The following is a 925-nucleotide window of genomic DNA, read 5'->3' as shown; positions in this document are numbered from 1 at the left end:
CAGATACTCGCGGTAAAGAACAACACGTAAGCATTCCATCTTCTGAAGTTGACGAAGACTTCTTCGAAGAAGGCAAAATGTTTGACGGTTCATCAATTGCTGGCTGGAAAGGCATCAACGAATCAGACATGATCCTTATGCCTGAAGACGCTACAGCAGTACTTGACCCGTTCACAGAAGAAAGCACTTTGATCGTTCGTTGTAACATCGTTGAGCCTTCAACTATGCAAGGCTACGAGCGCGACCCACGCTCTGTTGCGATCCGTGCTGAAGAATACTTGAAGTCTACAGGTATCGCTGACTCTGCATTGTTTGGTCCAGAGCCAGAATTCTTCGTATTTGATGACGTTAAGTGGAAAGCCGACATGAACGGCGCTATGTACGAAATCAACTCTGAAGAAGCTGCTTGGGGTAGCCACGCAGAATTCGAAGGCGGTAACATTGGTCACCGTCCAGGCGTTAAAGGCGGTTACTTCCCAGTACCACCAGTTGACTCTCTACACGACCTTCGTGCAGCAATGTGTGCAGCGATGGAAGCAATGGGTCTAGTAATCGAAGTACACCACCACGAAGTTGGTACTGCTGGTCAGTGTGAAATCGGTGTTGGCGCTAATACACTAGTAAACAAGGCTGATGAAGTTCAGATCCTTAAGTATTGTGTACACAACGTTGCTCACGCTTACGGCAAGACTGCGACATTTATGCCTAAGCCAGTAGTTGGCGATAACGGTTCTGGCATGCACGTTCACATGTCTCTTGCAAAAGATGGCGTTAACGTTATGGCTGGTGACGGCTATGCTGGTCTATCTGATGAGTGCCTATACTACATCGGCGGTATCATTAAGCACGCTAAGACTTTGAACGCTTTCACTAACGCTTCTACTAACTCATACAAGCGTTTGGTTCCAGGCTTCGAAGCACCAGT

Annotated in this window: 1 protein-coding gene; it reads left to right on the top strand. The window is 47.5% G+C overall.

Annotated features, from left to right (window positions below):
• Positions 1 to 925 (top strand): type I glutamate--ammonia ligase (glnA, locus tag A3763_RS10755; RefSeq protein WP_068760012.1); only part of this gene is annotated, 925 nt, incomplete at both ends.

Source organism: Oleiphilus sp. HI0128 (assembly GCF_001635365.1).
Note: the sequence above shows the minus strand (reverse complement) of the source record. Positions and strands in the feature narration are given on the sequence as shown.